Source organism: Taibaiella chishuiensis (genome assembly GCF_003014535.1).
In the GTDB taxonomy this organism is placed as follows: domain Bacteria; phylum Bacteroidota; class Bacteroidia; order Chitinophagales; family Chitinophagaceae; genus Taibaiella; species Taibaiella chishuiensis.
Map to the genome: position 1 here is coordinate 1,625,427 of NZ_PYGD01000001.1, position 20,026 is coordinate 1,645,452.

The 20,026-nt window shown below is 49.6% G+C and carries 19 protein-coding genes; 12 read left to right on the forward strand and 7 right to left on the reverse strand.

Features of this window, described 5'->3' with window-relative positions; genetic code table 11:
• Positions 1-434: 434 nt before the first annotated feature.
• The 3 genes from B0I18_RS06850 to B0I18_RS06860 all read right to left on the reverse strand — a co-directional run bounded on the left by B0I18_RS06850 (position 435) and on the right by B0I18_RS06860 (position 1,859).
• The gene (locus B0I18_RS06850; RefSeq protein ID WP_106521884.1) at positions 435-812 is read right to left on the reverse strand and encodes a hypothetical protein; all 378 of its coding nucleotides are present in this window, start codon (positions 810-812) and stop codon (positions 435-437) included.
• A gap of 180 nt (positions 813-992) precedes the next feature.
• A complete protein-coding gene (locus tag B0I18_RS06855; RefSeq protein ID WP_106521885.1) occupies positions 993-1,364 on the reverse strand; it encodes a hypothetical protein in 372 nt (123 codons plus the stop codon).
• A gap of 282 nt (positions 1,365-1,646) precedes the next feature.
• Entirely contained in the window at positions 1,647-1,859 is a 213-nt protein-coding gene (locus B0I18_RS06860) for a hypothetical protein (RefSeq protein ID WP_106521886.1), read from the reverse strand.
• 285 nt (positions 1,860-2,144) lie between these two features.
• Between B0I18_RS06860 and B0I18_RS06865 the strand changes: the two genes are divergently transcribed.
• Positions 2,145-4,163, forward strand: a complete 2,019-nt coding sequence (locus tag B0I18_RS06865; RefSeq protein ID WP_106521887.1) for a hypothetical protein — start codon at positions 2,145-2,147, stop codon at positions 4,161-4,163.
• A gap of 74 nt (positions 4,164-4,237) precedes the next feature.
• Here the strand turns inward: B0I18_RS06865 and B0I18_RS06870 are convergent, their stop codons facing one another.
• Together B0I18_RS06870 and B0I18_RS06875 are read right to left on the reverse strand one after the other, a co-directional pair.
• Positions 4,238-4,627 carry a hypothetical protein gene (locus B0I18_RS06870; RefSeq protein ID WP_146146675.1) on the reverse strand — a complete coding sequence of 130 codons (390 nt, stop codon included), beginning with the start codon at positions 4,625-4,627 and terminating at the stop codon, positions 4,238-4,240.
• 204 nt (positions 4,628-4,831) lie between these two features.
• Positions 4,832-5,206 (reverse strand): hypothetical protein, encoded by a 375-nt coding sequence (locus tag B0I18_RS06875; protein ID WP_106521889.1) that lies wholly within the window; start codon positions 5,204-5,206, stop codon positions 4,832-4,834.
• Between the two features lie 503 nt (positions 5,207-5,709).
• Between B0I18_RS06875 and B0I18_RS06880 the strand changes: the two genes are divergently transcribed.
• From B0I18_RS06880 to B0I18_RS06925, 10 genes are all read left to right on the forward strand, one after another.
• On the forward strand, positions 5,710-6,582 hold the full coding sequence (locus B0I18_RS06880) for a toll/interleukin-1 receptor domain-containing protein (protein ID WP_106521890.1): 873 nt from the start codon (positions 5,710-5,712) through the stop codon (positions 6,580-6,582).
• A 3-nt stretch (positions 6,583-6,585) separates the two neighbouring features.
• Positions 6,586-7,398 carry a hypothetical protein gene (locus B0I18_RS06885; protein WP_106521891.1) on the forward strand — a complete coding sequence of 271 codons (813 nt, stop codon included), beginning with the start codon at positions 6,586-6,588 and terminating at the stop codon, positions 7,396-7,398.
• A 79-nt stretch (positions 7,399-7,477) separates the two neighbouring features.
• Positions 7,478-8,161, forward strand: a complete 684-nt coding sequence (locus B0I18_RS06890; protein WP_106521892.1) for a vWA domain-containing protein — start codon at positions 7,478-7,480, stop codon at positions 8,159-8,161.
• Positions 8,162-8,175: 14 nt separating this feature from the next.
• Complete coding sequence (locus B0I18_RS06895) at positions 8,176-9,174, forward strand: protein phosphatase 2C domain-containing protein (protein WP_106521893.1); 999 nt, start codon at positions 8,176-8,178, stop codon at positions 9,172-9,174.
• A complete protein-coding gene (locus B0I18_RS06900; protein WP_106521894.1) occupies positions 9,171-10,229 on the forward strand; it encodes a protein kinase domain-containing protein in 1,059 nt (352 codons plus the stop codon). The genes B0I18_RS06895 and B0I18_RS06900 overlap by 4 nt, the downstream gene beginning before the upstream one ends.
• Before the next feature lie 8 nt (positions 10,230-10,237).
• On the forward strand, positions 10,238-11,458 hold the full coding sequence (locus tag B0I18_RS06905; protein WP_106521895.1) for a hypothetical protein: 1,221 nt from the start codon (positions 10,238-10,240) through the stop codon (positions 11,456-11,458).
• A complete protein-coding gene (locus B0I18_RS06910) occupies positions 11,455-12,036 on the forward strand; it encodes a hypothetical protein (RefSeq protein WP_106521896.1) in 582 nt (193 codons plus the stop codon). Before B0I18_RS06905 ends, B0I18_RS06910 begins: the two co-directional genes overlap by 4 nt.
• A complete protein-coding gene (locus B0I18_RS06915; protein ID WP_106521897.1) occupies positions 12,029-13,429 on the forward strand; it encodes a DUF4407 domain-containing protein in 1,401 nt (466 codons plus the stop codon). The genes B0I18_RS06910 and B0I18_RS06915 overlap by 8 nt, the downstream gene beginning before the upstream one ends.
• A gap of 227 nt (positions 13,430-13,656) precedes the next feature.
• Entirely contained in the window at positions 13,657-14,454 is a 798-nt protein-coding gene (locus B0I18_RS06920; RefSeq protein ID WP_106521898.1) for a class I SAM-dependent methyltransferase, read from the forward strand.
• A gap of 26 nt (positions 14,455-14,480) precedes the next feature.
• Positions 14,481-15,182 (forward strand): uracil-DNA glycosylase family protein, encoded by a 702-nt coding sequence (locus B0I18_RS06925; protein ID WP_106521899.1) that lies wholly within the window; start codon positions 14,481-14,483, stop codon positions 15,180-15,182.
• Positions 15,183-15,292: 110 nt separating this feature from the next.
• Here the strand turns inward: B0I18_RS06925 and hmpA are convergent, their stop codons facing one another.
• Together hmpA and B0I18_RS06935 are read right to left on the reverse strand one after the other, a co-directional pair.
• Positions 15,293-16,498 carry an NO-inducible flavohemoprotein gene (gene hmpA, locus B0I18_RS06930; RefSeq protein WP_106521900.1) on the reverse strand — a complete coding sequence of 402 codons (1,206 nt, stop codon included), beginning with the start codon at positions 16,496-16,498 and terminating at the stop codon, positions 15,293-15,295.
• Positions 16,499-16,568: 70 nt separating this feature from the next.
• The gene (locus B0I18_RS06935) at positions 16,569-17,009 is read right to left on the reverse strand and encodes an RrF2 family transcriptional regulator (protein WP_106521901.1); all 441 of its coding nucleotides are present in this window, start codon (positions 17,007-17,009) and stop codon (positions 16,569-16,571) included.
• Between the two features lie 487 nt (positions 17,010-17,496).
• Here B0I18_RS06935 and B0I18_RS06940 point away from each other — a divergent pair, with 487 nt between their 5' ends.
• Positions 17,497-20,010: a PKD domain-containing protein gene (locus B0I18_RS06940; RefSeq protein WP_181358358.1), complete on the forward strand. Its 2,514-nt coding sequence runs from the start codon at positions 17,497-17,499 to the stop codon at positions 20,008-20,010.
• The last annotated feature ends 16 nt before the right edge of the window (positions 20,011-20,026 follow it).

A 20,026-nucleotide genomic window follows, 5' to 3' on the forward strand; every position in this document is an offset into this window, starting at 1 on the left:
AGGTGAATACCTGTAGAGCTGCTATAGCTCCCATGCGCAACGCCCTCTATGAGAGACGTCGCGGGGAAGTCGATCATTTGTTGTGGTTGGAGTATCTCCCTGAAGTACGCTGCGAAGAATGAGGAAAGTATTATTTGCAGTCGTCGCAGCGTCTCCTGCAAGGGACGCTGCGAGAAAGGTGGATACCTGTAGCGCGGCTATAGCTCCCCCGCACAACGTCCTCTATGAGAGGCGTCGCGGGGAAGTGTGCGCTTCTGTCGTCGCAGTGTCTCCTGGTAAGGGACGCTGCGAGATAGGTGGATACCTGTAGTGCGGCTATAGCCCCTCCCCCGCAACATCCCCTGCGAAGGACGTTGCGCGGGAAGCCAATTGTTTGCTGTCCGGTAAGGGGTACTGGAGATCGTGAATCCGGCCGGGCAGCGTAAGCTTGGGTTTTAGAATATAATTAAGGTTGCATTAGCAGTAGGCGAAGACTGGGTCCAGATCGCAGAGTAGAAATTGCCGTTGACACATGGCGGATTGTTCATGTTGGTAGCGCTGGTTGCGTAAGTGTTATAGTTGGGCGATATGCCTACGATAAGAACAATCCGGTTAGGCGAGTAGTAGTCGTAGGTCACTTTGCAGGCGATGAAGTCGTCTTCCTGCCAGAGGGGATCGATGTATGTCGTACCCGGTGGTGCTGTAGCGTATTGGGTAAAGCTGAAATCCAGCGTAAACGTACAGCCCGTATGGTTATTTACCGTTACGGAATTGGCACGGGAGTTGCCGGCAGCACCGGCTATAAGGCATGCTGCTAAAACGAATCTTTTCATGACGCAAAAATTAAATGGTTGAGCTAGAAAAAAGAGGAAGAAGCGGACCAGGTTGCGATTTGTAGCTGTTTTTGCCTGAAGGAGGGAATGCCGGGGGCGCGGTAAATTAAGTGAGATGCGGTTATTATGGAAACAGCCCGGTCGATAAAATCGGCCGGGCTGTGTTGCTTGTGCTTTTGGTTAGAATATCACTAATGTAGCATCAGCGGTAGGCGTGGACTGCGCCCAGCTACAGGTATAGAAGCTGGAGCTGGTAAGGCAGGCCGGGCCAGGCGAGTAAGCCGAGCTGTTGGCATAAGGCGGAAAGCCCGGAGGAATGCCCACACCGATAGAGATAGACCCTGGCAAACCATAGTTGTACACGATCTTGGTGGCAACAAAGTCGGGGCTGGACGTAAAGGTATACGTGCCGGGGCCTACCACCAGTAAGGTGCCCGCGCTGGTGCTCAAGGTGTAGGTACATGGGGTCAGGTTGTGCACGGTCATGGTGTTGGCCGTAGTGGTGCCATAGGCGCCCAGCAGGGTAGCGGCAGCTAATAGTAATCTTTTCATAAAATAAAAATTGTGAGGTTAATGGATATTTAAATGTATGTATGTTGTTTGAATATTACCGGCCCCGTTTGACCAAGCGCTATTTTATCGGTACGAACACATGGTTTTTTTGATAACTTCCTTTTACAGTTCTTGTCGTCGCAGTGTTTTCCGAAAGGAAGCTATGTGCAGTATAGAAAGTACCCGCTTGTTGTAATAGGCTGCTGATCGCTATTAATAGCCAAAAAGCAGACCACCCGTTGGGGTGGCCTGCTTTTTTTAGTTTTTCGCATCAACAAAAGCTTAGCAAATAGGGGTGCGTGTGGTCCAGGTACCGCCGCATTCCGGTCCGCAGGTGTAACCGGCAGTAGCGCAAGCTACCTGGGGTGTAGAGCAAGCCGATACTGTCCAATCTGTAGCGGCGCCACCGACAACTTTTTCCTGTACGGTCAGGCTGGAAATAATGCCTTTGCTTAAAAAAAGTTTTTTGTCCAAAGCTAATTTCCCTTTTTTCATAAAATGTGGTTTAGGTGAATGTCAAAGTTCAGAAGCTACAAGTGCATTTTATGCCCCTGCTCATTTTGTTTGCCGGAGTCGTTTAATACGGCTGTGTAGATTGAATCAGCTTTCGATTGCTATCGGTCGAACAAACTTAAGGATTGGGTGTCACTGTAGCGTTTCCTGCCAAGGGGTGCTGCAATGTCTAAACCTGCTCTGCAGGAAGCATCTCACGCCGAAATAATAAACAACATACCGCCAATCCTGGTTTTTAGTTATTTTGCGGAGCCCTTGCGTGTCACGATGAATAAAAAGTATAACGCCGCAATACGCCTGCGCCTGCCGGTAATAAGAGCATTGCGCTTCCTTAGCCTGCTTGCCTGTTGTGGCATGTATTATACCTGTCCTGCGCAGCAAAAGAACGGCAACAGTTACGAGGCAGCTATCGCCCTGATAGATGATGCTACCGGTTATGATATAGCCGGCTACGACACCCTATACCGGCTTATGGTATTACATAGCAGTCGTAATAAACGGCAAAGTACCGTGTATTGGGGCTGGATTATATCCCGCAACAAAGACGGTATTGATTTTCTCTGCGACCAGGGGCGGGAAATGCACATCGCCAGTGCGCATATCGTGGGTACAAAGGCGTTTGCCCACCACAGCAAGGACATCGGGGCTTACCTGGACGAGCCTGTATACGATGCCTGGACAGCGGTTTGGGCTTATAATTATTTGCCCGCTTTATGGTTCCACAAAAAAGAAAGATCCGATGATGCGCGCCGTTTGCTGAGCAGGAATAATATCTTCCCCGACAGCGCAACGATAATTACCAATGTAGGTACTTTTTATTTTGATGCGATGCTCAAAGCTTATACCGAAGAGCGCAACTATGCAAAAGCAATACAGTTCGGTACTCATTTAAGCAAACCGGTGTTTAAGGACTACCCTTACCAGCCGGAAATTGTAAAGCTTACGGCACAGCTCCGGGGGCGCCCCGATGATTTTATGACGTTCCGTTTGCCCGGATATAAAGCATGGGATAGTATAAAGCAAACCCTGAACAGGACCGGGCAAATTCAATTCCTGGCAGACCGCCTGCGCCTGATCAATTGCATCCAGCCCGGGCAGCCGGCCGGTATCAGTTATACCATGGACCAGGTTGCTGTTTCCTATGCTTATTGTACCGAAAAGAAGGATTGCGATTACTGGGAGCCTGCCGGACGATACGCCGTACTGAATCCCTATAACGAGCTAAAAGCAATGCACCTCAATACGCAGGAGCTTAAGCTGCTCCTGCCTTTAATGCCGGAGGGCGCCTATATCCCGTCCTATTCTTATTTCCGGAACTTTGCACCCGGGCGTACGTTGCATCGCTTAAGCTGGGTGGTAAACGACCTGCTGTTCGATATCACGCAAAAACGGTTTGTTCGTAACGGCGATTTCGATAAGCTGGATGCTGCGCAGCAAAAAGAGCTGGTAGCCAGGATAGCCGCCTGGTGTGATGAACATAGAGATCTTGACGCCGCGGGAATAACCCGGCAAATCCTTTATGAAACAGATGCCTGGCAGGAGTTTAATAAAGCGCTGGCTTCGGCTGTTAACGCAGGCGATAGTGTGGTCGTTCCCGTACTGGAAAAACGGTTTGATGATTTTACCGGTGGTAGCTGGCCCAGTCAGCAAGGTGTGATGGCCCGTGTTATGTTTGAAAAAGGAAGCATAAAAAATAATGCCACGGTAAGCCGCTGGCATAAGGACGCTGCAGACAATTGGGTCGTGTTGTGGACTTCGCTTTTTCTTGTAAAAAATGATCCTGCCGCTTATACAATGGCGATGCAGCGCTTAACGGCCCTGTTGAAGCAATGCGACGGTACCACCTATTATCCGCACGTTATAGATCTGCTGCTGGCACTTCCTGATCCGGCGGCGCGGCAATTGGCCGAAGGTATACTGGCTAAAGAACATTTTCAAAGCATGATGGATTGGGAATACTATTGTGGCTTTGTCAAAAAACTGCTGCAGGCCCGCAGCGATTATACCTGCCGCTTTCTGTGTGAGGGGCTCAATGGTCTGAAGTTTACCGAAAGCAAGGCCGGTAGGCTTTATCCTGACGATAGGTTTGTAATGGCGGCCGAACAGTTGCGTGGCCGGGCTTATGATTCCGGGTGGCCGGCCCGGAAGAAGAAGGACTACAGCCTGGAACTGGCACAGTGGCTGGCCCGGGAATATGAGGTATATAAGAACGGTGGCAAGTGTGCTTTAGACCTTTCGGTTACTAAAGCGGGCGCCCCCGATTTTTTCCTGGATGCACCGGAGTAAAGCCGCTTAAGGGTTTGACGCTATTACCCGTCCATGATGCGGCTGCCCGGTTGACCGGGCAGCCGGGCAGCCGCTTAGAATATGACCAGTTGTATATCGGCGGTCAACGATTGTTGCTGCCAGAAGATCGTATAATAACCATTGGCAACGCAAAGCATATCGTTGATTAAAAGGGAGCTGTTGGCATAGGAAGGGAACAAGGGGGTAAAACCCGCTTCGATTGAAATGGCATTCGGTGTGCCATAGTTATAGATGGCCGATCCGGAGATGAAATTGTTCGCAGTCGTAGACTGGGCGGTAACTGTTCCCGGTACAGACTGGAGGATATAGTAGGGAAAAGGAACATCTGAGCGGAGCTTAACCATAAAAATGCAATCCGTCAGGTTGTAGACCGTGATTTTGTTGGCGTGGACCATGCCCGAACTAAAGAGCAGGACGAGGACGCCTGTTAATAATCGTTTCATTTAATAAAATTTGTACGGTTAAAAAATAAGGAGCGGTTGTTAATACGCAAATACGAAGAAAAGCACATTGCTTGCCGGTTCTGTTGCAACAACTCTTTTCTGCAGCCGGGTGAAAAAAAAATCCTGGCGCAGCAGGAGCAGGTTCCTGTTATTAAAAAAAGCCCGGTCACTTATAAAGTGGCCGGGCTTTGTGTTTGATCGCTATTAGAATATCATCAATTGCGCATCTGCCGTTGGCGACGACTGCGACCAGGCTACGGAATAAAAACCGTTGGTAACGCAAGGCGGATTATTGGGAGACGAAAGACTATTGGCGTAAGAAACGTAACCGGGCACGATACCTGCACCGATAGAGATACGGCCTGGTAAGCCATCGTTATAGATGACTTTACAAACGGTAAGATCAGCGGCTCCGGGAGCGGAAGTGACGATGGTTTCGCCGGGAGCCATGGTCATCATTATAGAGCTGAAGTCTAAGGTAAAGGTACAGCCCGTAAGGTTGCGAACGGTTACTGAATTGGCGTGTGTAAAGCCGCAAGCGCCGGCTAAAGCAACTGCTGCTAACAGTAGTTTTTTCATGAAATAATAATTTTTTAGGTTAATGGATACGCTAATGTAGCGGTATTCAACCTATGACTGATTACATATTGTGCAAAACGATAATTTGTAAGGACGAACATAGAACTGCAAATGGCAAACGAAGTACCGTATACATACAGGCATCGGAACGCCTGTTGGCCTGAGCTGCCTTTTCCTGGTTGTTAACTACACGAAGCTTAAAGCTTGTCCTTCCTTTCCTGTTGATGGCGACATAAATATCCCGGTTTTGTAGCCGGTTATTTCGTGATCGACGGGATGATGCGTTGGGCATTATATTGTCCGGCCTGATGTTAGGGACTATTGAAAGTCTTATGCAGCGTGTTTTTTAGGCGGAGGAGCGGTGTCGCTCCGGAGTGCCTGGTCCCGGAGTATGCTGGCGCCGGTTTTTAAAACTACCTATCGATAGGTATATGGTATTTTTTTAATGCCTGTTAGTTTTGTCCCATTGTTCATCATTAACACGTATACCCTTACGCTTCATTATGCTAAACGACGTATTTATAAGTTATACCCAACCGGACCGGCATGTTGCGTGCTACATGCATGATATGTTGCAGCATAACGGTTGGGTCAGTTGGATGGCGCTTTCCAGCAGCCACGGTATCTCTACCGGGATCCCGTTTGAAAGTCAGGTAGTGGAAGCGATCCGCAATAGCAGGGTATTTGTTTTGATCTACTCCGATTATTGTAACCGGTCGGCAGATGTGATCCAGGAAATACGGCACCGTAATAAACTGCATCCGACCATCATTATACGGCTCGATGATTCTGAGTACCGTGCCGATCTTTCTTATCACCTGAGGGGCATCCAGCATATACAGACAGATCCCGATAATCTGGCACCCGCGGCAGACGCTTTATCGCGGGATGTGCAAAAAGTTATTAAAGGCGCCAACCCTGAAGGTATAGGATCGGCAGACTCTACGGACAAAATCCTTTTCAAGGAAGGGCTAGCGGCACTTCGCGTAAAAAACTATGCGCTGGCCGTCGAGAAATTCCGGAGGCACAAGACGATTGCGTCATCCGGTGCCGATACCCTGTTCTATTTGTCGCTCGCCACTATCGGGGGCAGGAAGATCAGGAAAATGGATGGCCTGCAGGTACATGCATTGGAAGATATATTGTCTCCTGCCGTGCCGGATAAAAAGGGAGCCGGGCACGCCAGTATATTGCTTGCGATCATCAAACAGGATTACTACCAGGGAAATGGCTTCAGGATACCTGCTCCGGGGATCGGGGAACTGCTTGCCGGTGCCGTTTTACCCCCCGACAAAAGGGATGATTTGCTCTGTCATCTTAATGAGCCGCAAAGCCAGGTATGGCGCGAGTTGCTTCACAAACAAAAACATGGATAACATATGACTACCTATAGCCGGAAAGAACGAAAGGAACGCGTACTTAAATATTTTATGGCAACACCGTCGAAACCCAAAAATGTGTTTTGGGGCATTATATTGGTTGGCCTGGTAGTGCTCATAATTAAAGGTTACCTGCAAGATGATGCAACGGGTATTGCGTTCATCATCGTTGGACTGCTGGGTTTATACGCCGCGCTGAAAAAGTTTATAACGATTACGCGTAAATATTGGTTTGAGTTTAAGCGCTCGGAACCCAAAGCTACCGATAAGGAAATGGATGGATGGCTTAGTGACTGCTACCGCATTGTGCTGGAAGAGGCGAAACGAAGGCTGGGTATTGATGAAGAAGACATCAGCGCAGATCCTTTCTGGATCGACGGACCGGGCGCCGCATCATCGATAGCCCCGGGAAGAGACCTTGTACTGCGTTTTAACCAGCACAATATCCTGCTGCTGTTTCTTACGGATCATAATATAGCAACCTATAAGTGCATCTTCGACCTGGGACTCGGCGAGATCCTGTCGGATAGTACGCAGGAGTTTCCTTATCGCGATATTACCAACCTGGAAACAAAAACGGCTGCAGATACCTTCTACTACTACAAAGGGGCGGAGAAAACTATGGTAAGAGGTATCCAGACGTTAAGCCTGCACACATCGGGCGGCAACCTGACTTCGGCCAACTTCTTTTTTAGGAGAGACATCGATGAGGATTATAAAGTGCCGCCCTCGAATGCGGATCTTACCATAAAAGCCATTCGCCAAAAACTTATGGAATACAAAAACAGGTATGGCCATCACCGTACTGCTTAAAACACAAAAGGACAGCAGGTTTCCTGCCGCCGCGATCTGAAATTGTCATCTCTTCTTTAAACGCAAAACAAACATAAATATGAGCAACCAGGGACTTAAATACAATGTAGACCTTGTATTCTGTATCGACGTTACAGGAAGTATGCACGGTATACTGGAAACCGTGAAATCAAATGCATTGAAAATGTACCCCGATTTACAGCGGGCTTTGGAGGAAAAGGATAAGAACGTTGAAGCCCTCCGGATTAAAGTAATTGCCTACAGGGACTTCTATGCCGACGGTAGTGATGCCGTCCTGAGTACCGAGTTTATAGACATAAAGAATGATGCCGGTAAATTCGAATCCTTTGTGCGTACCCTACGTCCCGAGGGCGGCGGTGATGAGCCGGAAAATGGCCTCGAAGCTTTAGCGCTTGCCATGAGGTCCGACTGGGTAAGGGAAGGAGACCGGCAGCGGCATATCATCGTCGTATGGTCCGATGCTTCTACTCATCCCCTCGAGAAAAGCAGGCATGGTGCTGGCGAAAACTATCCGGAAGGTATGCCTGCTGACTTTAACGAGTTGACGGATTGGTGGGACGGCCAGACTTATATGAGCAACCGTTCGGCAAAGCGCCTGGTTATATTCGCACCGGATTGTAATGCCTGGACCGATATTGCCACACATTGGGAAAACACGGTACACTACCCGTCGAAGGCGGGACAGGGACTGGCCGATGTGGATTATAAAACGATTATGAGTGCAATTATCAATAGTATTTAAATACGGGCTTTATCATGAACTTTGAAATAGATGTACCCAAAAAAGAAGGCGCAGGAGAAGATGCGCCCCCGATCAATCTTATCGCGGATAACGGGATACAATTCCTGGTCGCGGTATTCGACGGCCTGGGTGGTTCGGGGAGTACGGTATATGAAGAAAACGGCATTGCGCATACAGGCGCATATGTCGCTTCCCGTGGGGTGAGGGACGTTGTAAACGAATACTTCGGAAAGACCGGTATGCAGGACATCCGGGTCGATGACACGATGATTGCCGAACTGAAACAGAAAATAAAGGAACAACTGGAGGCCCGGTTAAAATCGCAAAAGTTTGAACCGACAAAATTGAGAAGCTCCCTGATCCGGACCTTCCCCACCACGCTGGCATTGGGCCTGGTTACGCAAGCAGCGGACCAGGCAACCATAGACGTGCTCTGGGCAGGCGATTCCAGGGTTTATGCTTTGAATCCTGTACAAGGTTTGATCCAGTTGACGAAGGACGATCTGGCGCTGGGTAATGACCCTTATGGTAATATCGAACGCGATTCCCCGATGTCCAATGTCGTTTACCTGGGAGATGATTATACGATTAATAGCCTCCATGTGTCTATGGCATATCCCTTCTTCCTGCTCGCCGCAACAGACGGATGTTTCGGGTACTTTCCCACGCCCATGCATTTTGAGCATTTGTTGCTGGATAGCTTGTCCCGGGCATCTTCCGCAGAAGACTGGAAGGAACATATTACCTCGGCGCTGCAAGCGGTATCCGGCGATGATTTTACCCTTTCCCTGAGATTAGCCGGCATGGAGCATTCCTCCTTCACTGCGATAAAAGAACTGTTCAGGGAGCGAACAGAAACCATGTACCGGGACTATATGCAAACTATACAGGAGATCGAATCGGCACTGTTGAAGCTGGAGGACCTGAAGGCGCACCAGAAGAAGACCTATAAAGAGCTGTGGCATAAATACAGGGAGGTGAATTATGTACATTTTAATAAAGAACCGTTATGAAGCAGGGAGATGTAATCGGAGGATATGAGATTCTCCGGGATTTTATAGTGGCGGGTGGTATGAGTAAGGTTTCCTTCGCAAGAGAGGGGGAGACCGAATACTTTATCAAAGAGTTCCTGTCGCCGAAATACCCGGTAGCCGGGGCTCCCGGCGGTGCGGCAACCCTTGCCCGGCGGCAAAAGCAGTGTGATGAATTTGAAATGCATCATAAAAAGCTCAATGATGCCATCGGCAGTAAATGTGGCTTTGGAGGCAACCTAGTGTATGCCATCGACTTTTTCCGGGACGGAACTTCTTATTATAAAGTCACGGAAAAAATAGAGATCGCATCCCTGTCTACCCGGGATATCGCAAAGCTTCCGCTCGAAAAGATCCTGATCATATTGAAAACGGTAACGCATAGCGTCAAGATCCTGCATGATCTGGGGATCGTCCACGGAGACCTGAAACCGGACAATATCCTGATCAAACAAACGGTAACCGGTGGTTATACAACCAAGCTTATCGATTTCGATAACAGTTACTTTTCGGGCCTGCCGCCCGAAAATAAAGAGGAGGTAGTGGGCACTCCCGAATATTACTCACCCGAGTTGGCGCACTATATTAAATCGGGAGAAACGGGCGAAGACAAAGCCCGGCTTACCGTTCAGTCGGACCTGTTTGCATTGGGCGTAATTTTTACGGAATACCTGACCGGCGAAAAACCCGGTTTCCCCAAAGCCTGCCAATATACCTGGGAAGCCGTCAATCGCGGTATAGCACCGGAGCTTAAGGGCGGTGGCCGTACCGGGAAGCTCCGGGCATTGCTGATGTCCATGTTGCAGGCAGATAAAGACAAACGCCCTTCTATAACAGAAACGTTCAGTCAACTGAAAGACCCCGATATCACGAAGGAGGTTATTACAGAAACAAAAGAAGGTGTTGCGGGCACTACCACGTCGAAGTTGGTCATGAGCAAAAATCTCCGGCCGGAAGCCGCCGTGGATAGGACCCCGGAGGCTATGAAACCGAAGAGCGGAGGACTCCGGGTAAGGGGATTGAACACCGATAAATAGCACATATCATGTATAGAGATACCTGGATCTGTAATAACGACGAACATGTCAACAGCAGTATAGCTACTGCCTGTGAGATATGTGGCGCATGGCCTCCTGCGTTACAAACCTTCAGCTATGAACTTACGGATGTTTTTGGCCAGGTCAGCATTTGCTGGGATGTGGATCATGCCGACCGGGTGGCCGTATTGAGAACCGGCGCCAGGGTAGAACTGCCCTCGGGAAAAGGGACACAGATACTAAAAGGGCTCAGGAACGGCGAGGATATCACTTTATGCATGGCCAATGAAGTGGCCTCCTGTTATAAGTCGATAAGGGTTGTGCTGGAGCGGCCCGGGATCATTTTTTTCAAGACAGACAAGGAGAAGGTATTGAAAGGAGGGCGCTTCGCGCTTTCCTGGAGTACGAAAAACGCGGCTGCAGTCTCCATAAGCGGTATCGGGCCGGTGGCGCTGAGTGGTATGCAGGAACGGGATGCTACAGAGGCTTCGTATAAGATCGTTGCGGAAAACGAAGTAGGCAGCACGGAATTGATATTGGAACAGGAGTTACTGCCTGCGCCCGGAATCAAGGTGTTTAAGGTGCGGCGCGGAAAACTTGCCTGGGGCGAAGAGACGCAGCTGGTGTGGGATGTAGCCACTGCCAGTAAGGTGGAGTTATGTTATGGGGATGTGAGAGAGGCAATCGGCCCTGCCGGCGAAAAAAACGTACGCCCCTCGGAAACTACCGTTTATAAATTGCTTGTTCAGGCAATGGACGGTATAACGCTGCTGGAACAGGATCTGGAGCTTAAAGTCTATCGTAAAGTTGAAGTCCGGAGTTTCGAGTCGGATATGAAATTTGTGGTGGAGAGTCTGCCGGTTAGGCTGACCTGGGATGTTGCATATGCCGACCAGGTTTTTATTGAAGATAATTTCGGAACTCGGACGGAGGTGACACACGAAAGCAGCCTGGAGGTGATAACCCGTAAGGATACGCGATACTTTAAACTTATTGCTTCCGACTTGTTGCATAACGTGCTGGAGCGCAAATTAGAGGTAAGCGTCAAAGAGCTTCCCGCCCCGGTAATTACGCTGCCGCAAATAAAGCTACCGGATTTTGACTTGTCATTGGGCGCCAGGGTTATGGAGCAAACCCTGTTTGAACAGGCATTCCGCGAGGCAAAAAGAACACGTAAACCATCGGTATCATTTAAAAGCCTGGTTAGGTTTCTTTATAGTAAATCATGAATCGAAATGTTTTTAAACTTTCCGCTTTCGATGCGGAAGCCTTGAAAGAATGTCCCACACTGCAATCCGGTGCTTCATTCATCAGGTACATCGCTTGGTTCCCGGTCTTACTTTCATTTTGTTCCGGTTATGTTGCCTTGTCGCTGGTCAACTGGTCGCATTGGTGGAGCGATTTGGCCTTGGCATGTCTGCTGGCCTTTTTACAGGCACAGCTCATCCGCAAATCCGATGCCTGGCTGCATCGTAAAAGAAGTTGGAAGGCCCTTTTGGCGATCTCGTCCTGCCTGATCCTTATTGCTTTTTTACAAACAATGATCATCAGCAATTACCTGTTTCGTACCGAAATGCAGATAGACGCCATATTAAGACCTCTGCACAGTAAAAGCCTGTGGCCGAAAAAAGATTTGCTGTATGTTTTATCCTTCCGCGATCATACCGTAAGTGTGATAACGATCGCTATGGCTATAGTCAGCAGCTTTATCGGCATATTACCTTTCGGACTGACCTTCTTCTACAGGAAGTCAAAATACTATCCTGTTTTCCAAATAATTGAAAATTTCAAAATGAGTTATGACTGAATCAACAAGATCGGGGCATCAGCCCTATACGCAGCTGCAATACTTCTTTTGGTTGTTTTCCGGCGCCGAAATAAGTATACTTAAGGACTGTCCGACCGATTACAACAGGCAGGCTGGTGTTGGCTTTACCATTTTTATGACAACCGTATTTGCGATGCTTGCAGGGGGCTATGCCGGCTGGTATTTCAGTCAAAGTCCGTTTGTGACCATTGTATTTGCAATGGTCTGGGGTTTACTTATTTTCAGTATCGACCGTACTTTGGTGATTACGCTTAAAAAAGATCCGGATAATCCCAAGCAGAATTTCTGGTTCCAGTTTGGTGGCCGTGCCGTGCTGGGTGGCTTAATCGCTTTTGTTATTTCTATCCCTTTGGAGCTATTGATTTTCAGGGATAAAATCGAAGAACAGAAAATGATCGATAAAGAGGCTACTGTACTGGAGTACCGTTCGCTCATGAGATCTTCAAAAGGTATCGATACGGATCAGGGCCTGGGCACGCAGGCAACAGATGCGGCCAATAAGGCGCGGGAAAACGCAGGCGACTGTGGTACAGATCCTGAATACAGCAACCTCGAAAACCAGAGAAAAGCGCTGTTCTCCGATTGGCGGGCCAAAGGTATCCGGAAGGACGAGGTGGTGAGGAAGTACAGGGCATTGTTCAATTCGGGCCAGCCCAATACGGCTGCGGCCTACCGCGGAAGTGCTGCCTACCAGGGGGCAATCGGCAATTTCAACAAGATCAATACCGAGTACCAGGATGTAATCGCCAGGCAAAATGCACGTTGTGCTGCCTATATCGCAGAACAGAAGAAAATTGAAATAGAGCAGCAAACCAGTGCCGCCGAGCTTACTAAAAAGATAATCGAAAAGAGTAAGATAGCCGACCAGATGGCCAATACGCTTGATTCACTGCAGAAAGAAAGCTTTATCCGGGATTATATCGCATTGGAAAATGCTGCCAAGCTGAAAGTTACTTATGTGGCCGATTCTATTCAAACCAAGGGCCCCCCGGCTGAGAAAATATATATAAAGAAGACGAAGTATGCCAACGAAGGTATGCTGTTTTTTCTCTGGCTGTTGCGCCTGCTGTTTTTTACGATTGAAATTCTCCCGACGTTAGCCAAAATAGCAACTCCGGCCGGGGCTTATGATACGGCCATCAAGAAACGCGAGGAGGACTATGCACTGGAGCTGGACGAAAAGACTACAGACTATTTGGCAAAACAAAAAGAGATCAGGGATAAAGTTCATGAGCATGAACTCCTCCTGCTTAAAGACAAGAGTAAGGTAGAACGCACCTTACAAAAGGATATACTGGGAAAAGCGGCGGAGGCGCAGAATGCCGTGGCATTGAGGGCTATCGAAGCGTTCAAGGAGCGGCACCTGGCATAAAGAAGCTACCTGGCCGGTCCTGGCCGGATCGTGTTTGTATAGCGTTCTCCATGCCATCAGTTTAATCCTTGCCGGTTTAAAAATGAGACGTACCCGGCCTTTGTCGCATCGAACCTGTTGGTAGATGGTTGTATTATCGCTGCTGCTATAGCCTGCAGCGGAAGCGTGTTTGAACAAAGAGCTTTGTCCTATATTTGCCGGAGTACTCATCAAACTACAAGAGGAACATGGCGAAACAGATCACAGACAATACCTTCCTGGCACATAATAAATCATCCTGGGATAAACAGGCGCAAACGCAGAGTCCCTGGTCGCAACCCCTAAGCTCCGCCCTTATCGAAGCTGCACGGAGCGGACAATGGGATTTATACCTGACTCCTACACCCCTGCCCAAAGAATGGCTGGGTGAGGTGAAAGGCAAAAAGATCCTCTGCCTGGCTTCGGCAGGCGGACAACAGGGGCCGCTGCTGGCGGCATTGGGCGCGCAGGTAACGGTGTTCGATCTCTCGCCCGGGCAGCTGGCGCAGGACCGTATGGTGGCCGACCGCGATCACCTGGACCTGCAGACCGTCGAAGGCGATATGCGCGACTTGGGAGTATTTGAAGAGGAGACTTTCGACCTGGTCTTTCACCCGATCTCCAATCATTATGTGCCCGATGTAAACCCCGTATGGCGGGAGTGTTACCGGGTGCTGAAACCCGGCGGCGTGCTGCTCGCCAGCTTTTATAACCCGGTGATCTTTATCGGCGACCGCGACCCGGCCTTTAAGGATAAAGGGCTGATCCATCCGAAATATAAAATACCCTATGCCGATATGACCGATCTCGACCCGGATCAACTCGAACGGAAAATAGCCCGTGGAGAAGCCCTGGTGTTCGGCCATTCGTTAACCGACCTGGTCGGGGGACAGCTTGCCGCAGGCTTCCTCGTTGCGGGTTTCCTGGAGGATGAACAACCCCAGCCCAGGTTCCTGGTCGACCAATACCTGCCTACTTTCCTGGCTACAAGAGCGATTAAAAGCTAAGCGGCATTTTATCAAAACAAAAAGCAATGGCGAAAAAACAACAGGTCTTTTCAGGCAGGGTCAATGCCTTCAACAAGGCCTTGCATTTCGAAGGCACTTTGCCGGATAAGATCGGGATCATGAATCCTTTCAAAGAAGAAAGCGTGTACCGGACGGCGTGTTCCTTTTATGATAAATATTACCAGGACCACAACCCGAGAACATTGATCCTCGGTATCAATCCCGGTCGCCTGGGGGCGGGCGCTACCGGTATTCCCTTTACCGATCCCAAAAGGCTGAAAGAGGTCTGTGGCCTGGAGTTTGACGGGCCTATGCTGCATGAGCCTTCTTCAGTATTCATTTACGATGTGATTGCCGCCTATGGGGGACCGGAGGCTTTTTACGACCGGTTCTATATCAATTCCGTTTGCCCGCTGGGTTTTGTGATAGCGGATGACCGGGGTAAGGTGAAGAATTACAACTACTACGATAGCATGCCTTTGCAACGGGCCGTACAGGATTTTATTGAATGGAATATAGGTGAACAGATCCGCATAGGCTGTATAACCGATACGGTATACTGCCTCGGTACCGGAAAAAATTACCGTTACCTGTTGGACCTTAATAACCGTAAAGGTTTTTTCAGAAAAGTAATTCCGCTGGAACACCCGAGGTATGTCATGCAATACAAAACGAAGGACAAGGAAAAGTACGTAGCGGATTACCTGCAAAAATTAGCCGGTATATAACCTTACATGCGGCGGAGCACCGGGTACATAGCCATACTGAAAATGTCCTGTATGCGCGGGTGATCCGGTACATACAGGACGGGGGGCGGGATAAATGCTCTTGTTACCGCTTAATGGATCTCGAGCGAGGCCGGTCCGAATTCTTCAAACCGGATGGCTTCTTTGGGAACACCTTGCTCCGTTAAAAAGTCATAGTGTTTTTTTATAAATGCTGCCGGTCCGCAGAGGTAATAATCCGCTTTCTGGTTCGGTATACCGGAGATCAGCCCGAGATCTACCCAACCCTGGTATTGCCGCATAGCCGCTATTACCGGTGCTGCTTCATCATAAAATATATGGCAATCCAGCTCATTGTATTTATTGTTCCACTCAGCAAGGCAGCGCTTGAATGCATGTGCATCACTGCTTTTGCAGCCATGGATCCAGGTCTTTTGCTGACCCGGGTTGTCTTTCAGGGCTGTTTCCAGCATCGACATCAAGGGGGTTAATCCTACACCACCGCTTACAAAATACAGGGGGCGGCTCCGGTCCGAATCCAGCATAAAGGTGCCTGCCGGCGCCGATACGTCGATCTTGTCGCCGATCTTTACTTCGTCGTGCAGGGTATTGCTGATGATACCCGAAGGGTGTGAACTACCCGTTTCTTTTTTTACCGAAATACGATAATAGGTACCGTTGGGCATGCTGGAGATGCTGTACTGCCGGGGTTGGCTCAGGTTCAGTTGCGGCAGGAACATCCGGATGCTTATGTATTGACCCGGGATAAAATCTGCTACCGTACCGCCATCGGCCGGGTACAGGAAGAAAGAGGTGATCTCCGCCGATTCTCTTACCTTGTCTTTGACGATAAAGGGCCGCCAGCCGCTCCAGCCGCCGGTTTTGTTGACCTGGTCGCTGTATAATGTGCTTTCATGGCCCGACATGATTTTCGCCAGTTGTTCATAGGCGACCTTCCATGCGGCTAAAAGTTCGGGTGTGGCATCGGGACCCAGCACCTCCGAAATAGAGGCTAGCAGGTGTTTGCCAACGATATGGTAGTGCTCCGGCCGGATGTCGAGGCTGGTATGTTTATGTCCTATAGTATTGATCACGGGCATCAGTACGCCCGGGTTGTCGATCTGTTCGGCATAGGCCAGTACGGCCATGGCCAGCGCTGTTTGTTGTTTCCCGTTTTGCTGGTTGCCCAGGTTGAACATGTTTTTCAGTTCGGGATTGTGGGTAAACATGCGTTGGTAGAAATGCTTGGTCAGTAATACGCCGTGTTCCTGTAAAACCGGTACGGTGGCTTTAATCAGCGCTTTTTGTTCTTTCGTCATCTCGGTTGTTTTTGTTGAAATAAACAAAGTATATAAATATCTTTTTATCTTTTATTAGGCCTGGAAAAGATCAGGGCTTTTTCAGGAGTATTTTGCCCAGCAACAGATCCTTGTTGAATTGTCCTATGGTTGTACCGGTCAGCATTTTTGTGATCCGGTTCCTGATTTTTTTAAATTCATGGTGTAAAGGACAGGGGTTGATCTCGGAACAATAGGTTAGTCCCATACCGCAGCCAGTAAAGATATTATCGCCGTCTACGGCAGAGACAATATCCGATATTGGTCTTTTAAGTGCCTGCCGGGTCAGGAAAAAGCCGCCATTGGGGCCTTTTGCCGAGTCGATAATGCCTTTGCGGCTCAGGTCCTGTAGTATTTTCCCGAGAAAGTGTTCGGGGGAGTCTACGTTTTTCGCAATCTCCCTGATGCCCACTCTGCTGCCGTCGACCGTTTTACTGGCAATGTAAAATACTGCGCGTAAAGCGTATTCACAGGTTTTTGAAAAAATACTCATGCAGGGATAACGGGCTTTTTAAAATACAATTACGATGCAATGCCGGCGCCTGTGTCCAGGACGTATTCCGTTTGCATAAGACAAAGGTACGGCCTGTTTTTTTAATAAAAGACATTTTTGTCTTTATTTTATGCGGCGCCTGTGTTAAGATCCCGGCAGGCGCGGCCTTGCCCGGCCTCCCTGTCCCGGATCGATTCCTGTAAATTCTGTTTGTAATCGTTTTGGGTTGTCGTCAATGTTACAGTCCGGAAACCGGAGTGTTAATTGCGGTTAATGCGCGGGGTATCACTTAACATTACTTCAAATCAATTTGCAATAAATGGCTATCACCGGGTAAAAATGTGTGTTATGTTTGAATTATTGATCGGGCGAAGAATACGGCAATGGTGATGTTCCTACGAGACAAAATGCACTTTGAAAACATGTAAAATTTACCAGGATGACCACGCACCTGCGTCTCTCTTTTTTTGCGTTATTAATTTTGCTTATGCTTGGCAAGAGTACCGGTACCCGGGCTCAACTGCCCGATTGCTCATCGGACAGCAATCTTGTTTATTCGCTTTCGGGTAGCGTGGTGCTGGGGGCTTTGTATGTAGCGGAGCGTATCTACAACTGGGATCCTTACCTGCCTTTGTCCGCAACCAACCCCTCGCTGAATACCATTGTCCCCGACTCTAGTTTCATCGGGCTCGCCGTAAGCGAGAATATCAATGCGACGACCGGGCCTTCTCCTACCTTTTATGCCGTTGAAAACAATACGACGAAGCTTTATTACTACGATGGGGCTGACTGGGTCTATACCGGCCATACAGCCGGCGCATCTGCGATCAATATCGGTGCGGGGGGCGGCTATATCTATAGCCTGGATGCCGCCACGGGCAATATTTACCGGTACGATGGCACAGCCAACGCTACATTCCTGACTACAGTAACAGATTTCAACGCATCAGGACCTTTCGATCTTGTAGCCGATTGCGAAGGCAATTTTTATATTATGAAATGCGGCAATCCCGGCTGGCTGCGGAAGTACACCGCTGCCGGGGTATTGGCCTATCAATGGAACGTTACGGGGGCGCCTGCGGTTGGCGTTGGTTTTGGTCTTGCGATCAATGGAGACCTGTTGATGCTGTATACCGACAAATTATACCAGGGCACGATCAATCTATCCGCTACTTCGATAACCGTGAGCCCGGTTACCGGCAATTTCCCAGCTTCCTTCGATTTCGGATCCTGCCAGGTTGGAGGGGTTATCAAGCCGGCCAACGATACGGTCTTTGCCTGTAAACCCGGAACAGCCGTACCGCTTAAGGCCAAGGGCATTGCGCCTTACTCCTATACGGTGGTCAGTGGTACGGCAACAGTGAGTGGCAACGGACCTGTATTCCAGGTGACCGATACCAGTATGGCTACCGTGGTACTGCACTCCTGGAAGAACCCGCTGTACTGCGGAGTGGGCGCTATCCATGATACTTTTCGTGTTGTGCCCGCGCCCCTGGTCAATGCCGGGCCCGACCGTACGGTATACGCCTGCAGCAATACCGATACCTTTACCCTGTACGGGCAATTAACACGCACACAACCCTGGATCAATTATACAATTGCCTGGTCGCCGGTCACCGCGATTTTCTCCGGGGCCAATACCCTTAATCCCGTTATCCAACCGCCCACCGGAACTACAACCTTTGGGCTCACCGTTACTACGGCTGCGAACCGGGGCGGCTGCTCGCTTTCAGACAGTGCAACTATATTGGCACGGGACGAATCCGTCAATCCCCGCTTTACTTTCAGGCTGCAGCCTGCCTGCCGGGAAGATACCGTATATTTTGCGGGTACGGTTACCGCAGGCGCAGCGCCGACCTGGAGTTTCGGCGATGGGCATACCGATAGTGTCATCAACCCGGTACATGTGTTCCGGCCACAAAGCCTTTATTCCGTTAAACTGGTGGCACGCAACGATCACTGTGTAGATAGTGTTATCAAGCCGGTCGACACGCGCCATCCGCTTATCGCTGCTTTCCGCTTAACTGAGGATACCCTCTGCCAGGATAGCCTGGCAACCTTTGTCAATCATGCTGTGGTAAGTTTACAGCCCGGAACTTTTTATTGGGATTTTGGCGACGGGGCCACATCTGCGCTGTCTGCTCCCACGCATCGTTACCGGGCCGGTGGCGCATACCGGGTAATGCTCGTCGCAAAAGACAGCCTGGCTTGCCTCGATACCGCCTATGTGATGGTAATGGTAGACAGTACACCTTACCTGGATATCCTGGCCGACCAGCATATACTGTGTACCGGCGAAGAGCTCCGCTGGGCAGTCCGTAATGCCGGGGAAGGCAATACGGGGCTAGCCTGGGACTTTGGCGACCAGAACAATATGGCCGGACCACGACAAATCGTACATGCTTACGATCAGGCAGGCAAATACTACATCCGGCTGGAGGCTGCCTACCGTGCCTGTGGCGGGCTCAGCTGGCAGGACTCGGTAATCGTATATGACCCTCCGGTAGTATATATCGGGCCTGATACTGCGATGTGCCCTCAAGGCAAAGCTTTACTCCTCGCTAACACGATACCGGGTAATGCGGGCGACCGTTACCTTTGGAGTACCGGCGACACCACGGCAGCACTGCATGTTCCGGCGCCGGGACATTATAACCTGAAAGTAACGAACAGTGCAGGTTGTACGACCATTGACGATATCGAAGTGCGGAAAGATTGTTATACCGACCTACCCAATGCATTTACGCCAGATGGCGACGGGGTCAATGATTATTTCTTTCCCCGTCAGTTGCTGGCCCGCGGCGTCGCGGCATTTAAGATGCAGGTGTTTAACCGCTGGGGACAACCGGTATTCCAAACGATGAATACAAACGGAAGAGGATGGGATGGGCGTTTCAACGGCATACTGCAACCGGCCGGCGTTTATATGTACCTCGTGGAGGTGGCCTTCAATAACGGGGGCACCGAGCAATATGAGGGTAATGTGACGTTGTTGTATTGACAAAGTGTGGGCGATA